We start from the raw sequence: 5862 nt of genomic DNA, 5'->3' as shown, positions 1-5862 counted from the left end.
TCTGTCACCCCTATCCCCTTCGGCGACTTGGCGTTGTCACCTGAGGCAAGAGCCGGATGCGGTAATGCCGCTCGTCCGGATCTGTGGAGGGGGTTACGAGTAATCGTCATCTCTACTCCGACTGTGCTTAATCGGAGGGGGCCTCGACGGCCCCCTCCGAAGCCTCCCCTTGGGCGTATTTCGAGCGCGGCGGGTTCGGCCCCGGGTACCCACTCCGAAGGAGTGGGTGGGCGCTCGAACAGCGGCTATTCCGAAGTGCTTGTAGCCGAGGCGACCGGCGTCGCCCTGCTCCGGTAGCGAGGGTCGCTCGGGAGCGGGCGTGCGTCAAGACCTTTGCGTCGGGTCAGGCGACGCCCGGCACGACCTCGCCCGCGAGGAGCTCCAGATGGCGGAGCTCGTCGAACACCGGGTTCAGGAGGAGCAGCCCGGCCCCCGCGGCCCGAACCTCGTTCAACCCGGCGATGACCTCGTCCGTGTCCCCCACGATCGCTACCCGATCGGCGAGTCCGGGGTTTCCGTAGAAGGTACCGAACCACTCGCGGAGCCGCGCGAGCGCCCGGCCCTTGTCGCGATCCAGGGCGAGGTAGACGCGCTTGGCGATCGGAAAGGTGGCGGGATCCCGCCCGGCTTCGGCAAGCGACGCGCGCACGTGAGCCGCCTGCTCTCTGAACTCGGCGGTCGAGCTGGACCCGGCGCCGATCCAGCCGTCGCCGAGCTCGACGGCTCGCGTGAGCGCCGCCGGCTGGCGGGCGCCGAACCAGAGGGCCGGGTGAGGCTTCTGGACCGGCTTCGGCTCCATCGCGGCGTTCTCGAGCTTCCAGAACTCGCCGTCGACGGTGACCCGTTCCTCGGTCCAGAGCCGCTTCATGAGCCGGATCCCCTCGGCAAAGCGGCGTACTCGCCGCTCAGGCGAGAGCCCGAACGCGGGATAGATGCGCGGGTTACCGCCGAGCCCGACGCCGACGATCAGCCGTCCGCCGCTGAGCTGGTCGAGGGTCGCCAGGCTCTTCGCGAGCTGGACCGGGTTCCTGAGCGGGGTGAGCAGCACGGCTGATCCCAGCCGCAGCGTCCGCGTGACTGCCGCGGCGTAGGTCAGGAGCGTGACGGGTTCCAGGCAGGCGGCCCGGCCCAGGATCTGTTCCATCACCCAGGCGCTCTCGTAGCCCAGGGCTTCCGCCTGCGCGAGGAAGGTCGCGAGGGCGGCGGGCTCGGCGCCGCGCTTGTTCACCACCTGGGGGATCGCGATCGCAAACCGTACCGGCTGTGTCACCATGGCGGGTTACGGGATGACCGGGAGGGTCACGTGGGAGGGATGCGAGGCATCGTGATGAATGGTGTTGACGGCGGTCTCCCACCGCGAGTTCTCCCAGAGCGGCTCGCCGGTGTTGGGGTTCACGTCGAAGCGCGGGTAGTTGGAGGACGAGATGTCGAGGCGGATCCGATGGCCGGCCGCGAAGAGGTTCGAGGTCGGGTAGAGCTCAAAGGAGACCTCGTAGATCCGTCCGGGCTCGAGGAGCTCGGCGGTCCCGCGGTTCCGGTAGCGGAGGCGGAGGATTGAGTCGGTCAGGTTCATCGCGTAGCCCTCTGGATAGTCGGGGTTCGGTGGGTGGACGTCGATGAGCTTGGCGGTGATGTCCGTGTCGAGCGCCGACGAGGAGACGAAGAGCGTCACCCTCACGGGTCCCGTAGCCTCGATGTCGCGGGCCAGCGGCGCGCTCTGGAAGACCAGGACGTCGCGGCGGGAGGCTAGCGGGAGGTCCGGCGGCCGGCAGCCGAAGAACTGGGACGCCTCGCGCTGGTCGAAGGCGCCCGGGATCCCGATGATGTCGCGCTCGCGCTCCTCGACGGGAATCTCCGGGGCACCAGCGGGACGGGGCATCAGCCCCACCAGCGAGGACATGTTGCCCCCGATGGTCGGAACGGGCCGGCGTGGGTCGAACTCGAAGCTGGTCGAGGCCGAGCGTGCGGGCGGAGCCGCCGGCGCTAGGCCGCCGCCGGGCTGGAGGTAGAACTTCGTGACGCGGGTGCGCGCCAGCGGCCACTCGCTCTCGTTGCGCCAGCGGCCCCCGTGGTCCAGCCGGCCCTGCCCGTTCCGACGGCCCGAGCCGCCTCCCATGACGAAGAGCCTGAGCGGGGGCGCGTTGCCCCAGCCGTTCGAGACTCTCTTGAGGACGGCGTCGAAGAACGCGAGGCGCAGCTCGTTGTAGTCCACCGCGGCGTCGGGCCCGAAGTCCACGTCGCCGGAATAGGTAACGCCGAGCTGCTTGAAGCCGTGGGTCCACGGCCCCATCAGGCCCCAGACCGGCCCCTTCTTGAGCCGCCGGAGCCCGACGAAGTTCTCCATGTTCGCCCGCGTGTAGGAGTCGTACCAGCCCGAGGAGAAAACCATCGGGACATCGGCGTGCTCCGGCCAGTGCCGCTCGATGTTGAAGCCCGGCTGCGCCCAGTAGTCATCGGCGTCGCCGTGGGTCCCGATCTCGAAGGCCCACGCCTCGTAACGTGGGATCAGCGCCAGGGGCGAGCAGCCTTTCTTGAGCGGCACGCGCGTCAGCCACTCGCGGACGTTGACGGCGCCGAGCGCCCGCTCGATCACCGGGTCGGCCTTGGCCTCCCGGGACTTGGCCCCCTGCCAGAAGGCCCAGCAGAGGAAGCGCATCTCGAAGGCCCCGTTGTGGCGGACGGTGGAGGTGTAGGCGTTGGCCCCGCCCTGGTTGACCCACATGGCCCTGAGGTGGGGCGGGTTCCGGGTGGCCGCCGCCGACTGGGTCCAGCCCATGTAGGACGTCCCGAAGGTGCCCACCTGGCCGTCGCTCCAGGGCTGCTGCGCGATCCACTCGATGGTGTCGAAGCCGTCGGGCGGCTCCTGCGTGAGGAACGCGAACTCACCCTCCGAGCGGTAGCGGCCGCGCACGTCCTGGATCACGACGATATAGCCACGCTCGGCGTACCAGAGGCCGTTTCGCTCGACGCGCTCGGCGTTGTCCTTCGAGTACGGAGTCCGCTCGAGAAGCGCGGGGAAGCGCCCCTCGGCAAAGGCCCCGGCGCGCGAGGGGCGATAGACATCGGCGGCGAGGTGGATCCCGTCCCGCATCGGGATCAGCACGTTCTTCAGGACGATGGCTTCGTACTGGGGTTTGGACGCGGTCATGGGGGTCTCCGTCAGAGAGGGTCGAGCGGGAAGATCGGGCGGCGGACTCGCGTGAAGTTGAACCGGGCCAGGTTAGAGGAGGAGAGCCCGGGGGCGTCCACCTCGATGATCGCCTTCGCGATGGGCTCGAAGGCGGCCCGGTAGTGGATCGTCGATTTCACGACGACGATCTTCTCATCGCGCGGGTCGATCCCGACGAAGCGGAGCATCTCGGGGTCCAGGGTCTGCCAGCGGTGAGAGATCAGGATCACCTTCACGTCGTTGACGTCGAGGACCGCGGTGGGTCCGAGCTTGCCAGGGAGCCCGCGGAACATGGGCCCCTTGTGGATGAAGCGGCCGTCCGAGAGGGTGCGCACCCGGCCCGTGACCTCCAGCGGCGCGCCGTGGCGGTCATCCACCTTGCCCCCGATCTTGAGCGTCAGCGTGTTGCCGACGCCGGCCCTGACGCACGCCCGAACCGCCTCGGGGTCCCAGAGGCACGCCACGACCGCTGAACGCGCTCCGATCCGGAGCAGCTCACGCAGAATCTCGGTGCCGTCTCCCGCTGCACCTCCGCCCGTGTTGTCGGCCATGTCGGCGAGGATGACGGGCTTCCCCTCCGTGGCGAGCGCCGTGGCCACGGCCTCCCTGACCGGGAGCCCGTGGTGGACGAACTCGTGCCGGTGCTCCCACGCGACCTGTTGGAGCTCGTCGGCCCTGGCCTCGGCGAGGGCCGGGTCGCCATCGGTGATGACGACGATGCCGAGGCCGGCGTCCGGAATATCCGCGTGGGGGAAGCCGCCGAAGATGGAGACCGAGAGTATCTTGGCGTCTTGTTCCAGCGCGTCGGCCAGATCGTAGAGCCGGCGCATGGGCCCCTTGGTGGTCCCCATGTTGCCCAGCGGCGGAAGCAGCGGCGGCTTCCTGAGTGCCCGCACGGGGCGAATTTTCTTCTGGACGATCTGGATCAATCGCTCTGCGGCCTCGGCCCCGCGCTCGCGCATATCCACGTGCGGGTAGGTCTTGTAGCCGACGAGGAAGTCAGCATGAGCCACGATGTCGCTGGAGAGGTTGCCGTGGAGGTCCAGGGGAGCCGCGATCGGCACGCGGGTTCCGACGACGCCCCGCACCGCCTTCAGCAGGTCTCCCTCTCCGTCGTCGAGTCCCTCGGGCACCATGGCCCCGTGGAGGTCGAGCAGGATCCCGTCGAGCGGTCCGGCGGCCCTCAGGTCGGCCACGAGCCGCTCCTTCAGGTGCGTGTAGATCTCGCGCGTGACGCGTCCCGCCGGCGACGCGGCCGCCGCCACCGAGGGCACCAGCGCGACGCCGTGCTTCTCGGCCACCTCGATCATGCCGCCCAGACACGTGCCGGTAACGCGGAAGACCTCGAGGATCTCGCCACCGTAGTGCAGGTCGCGGGCCTCGAACTGCGCCCGGTCGGTCGGGAGGTTCGAGAAGGTATTGGTCTCGTGGGACGCCATGGCGAGGAAGAAGCGCACGCGGGCCTCTCCTAAAGCTTCATGTGGGGGTCGAGCCAGTCGCGCAGCGTGTTGCCCATGAGGTTGATCACGAGCGTGGTGACGAAGATGGCGAGGCCGGGGAACGTGGCGATCCACCAGGAGTTCAGCATGTAGAGGCGCCCCTCGCCGAGCATGTTCCCCCAGGCGGGAGTCGGCGGCTGGATCCCCAGCCCCAGGAAGGAGAGGAACGACTCCAGGATGATGACGCGCGCCACCTGGAGGGTCGCGATGACGACGATGACCGAGACCAGGTTGGGGAAGATCTGGCGGAAGATTATCCGGATGTGGCTCATCCCGAGCGCCCGTCCCGCGGTGACGAACTCGCGCTCGCGGAGGGAGAGCGTCTCGGCGCGGATGACCCGCGTGTAGAGCGGCCAGTCGGCGATGCCGAGGACGATGATCATGTTCGGGAGGCTGGGGCCGAGGACGGCGATCACGGCGAGGGCCAGCAGCACGAACGGGAAGGAGAGCATCACGTTGACCAGCGTCATGATGACGGCGTCGGCCCGGGAGCCGAAGTACCCCGCCCCCAGCCCCATCAGCACGCCGATCGAGGCGGAGATGAGCACCGCGGACACGCCCACGACGAGGGAGACGCGCCCGCCGTAGATCAGGCGCGACAGCAGATCGCGCCCGACCTGGTCGGTGCCGAGCCAGTGCTGGGGGGAGCCGCCCTCCATCCACGCCGGCGGCGCCAGGCGATGGCGGATGTTGACCGCGAGCGGGTCGTGGGGGGCGACCCAGGGTGCGAACACGGCGCTCCCCACGATCACCAGGACGATGCCGGTGGCGACCAGGCCCCACTTGAGGCGCCAGAGCCGGTGGAGCGAGACGCTGACGCGGGTCGGCTCCCCCACGCCGGGCACGCCGTGGGACAGCGCGACGTCCGTCCTGGCGCTCGCCACTTTCACGGGCCCGCCTGGAGCAGCGGTGGCGGCACTGCCGCGCTCACGTCACGCGCGTCGATCACTGGGCTACCTTCGCTCATGATTGAGCACCTCCGTTCGAGCGCCCACCCGCCCCTTCGGGGCGGGTACCCGGCCGGCGCAATCAACTCGGGCCTCGCCTCGGGGCGGGCCTGCCTCACGGCATGGCCGACGCCCCTCGGCTCGAACTACCCCGGGGGGAGGTATCGGAAGGGGCGGGTACCCGCGCCGGGTACCCACGAAGTGGGTGCGCGCGCGAGCGCGGGGGGTCGGCGTGGGTGCGCCCCCC

Annotated in this window: 4 protein-coding genes; all 4 read right to left on the bottom strand. The window is 69.6% G+C overall.

Going from position 1 to position 5862, the window contains the following annotated elements:
- Positions 1-343: 343 nt before the first annotated feature.
- The 4 genes from HY726_01995 to HY726_01980 are packed head-to-tail and all read right to left on the bottom strand — an operon-like array spanning position 344 to position 5558.
- Positions 344-1273, bottom strand: a complete 930-nt coding sequence (locus HY726_01995) for an LLM class flavin-dependent oxidoreductase (protein MBI4607764.1) — start codon at positions 1271-1273, stop codon at positions 344-346.
- Positions 1274-1279: 6 nt separating this feature from the next.
- The gene (locus HY726_01990) at positions 1280-3148 is read right to left on the bottom strand and encodes a CocE/NonD family hydrolase (GenBank protein MBI4607763.1); all 1869 of its coding nucleotides are present in this window, start codon (positions 3146-3148) and stop codon (positions 1280-1282) included.
- Positions 3149-3159: 11 nt separating this feature from the next.
- Complete coding sequence (locus HY726_01985; protein ID MBI4607762.1) at positions 3160-4626, bottom strand: M81 family metallopeptidase; 1467 nt, start codon at positions 4624-4626, stop codon at positions 3160-3162.
- Positions 4627-4637: 11 nt separating this feature from the next.
- Positions 4638-5558 (bottom strand): ABC transporter permease, encoded by a 921-nt coding sequence (locus tag HY726_01980; GenBank protein MBI4607761.1) that lies wholly within the window; start codon positions 5556-5558, stop codon positions 4638-4640.
- Positions 5559-5862 lie beyond the last annotated feature (304 nt).

It is taken from the genome of Candidatus Rokuibacteriota bacterium, from assembly GCA_016209385.1.
Taxonomy (GTDB): Bacteria; Methylomirabilota; Methylomirabilia; order Rokubacteriales; family CSP1-6; genus JACQWB01.
Note: the sequence above shows the minus strand (reverse complement) of the source record. Positions and strands in the feature narration are given on the sequence as shown.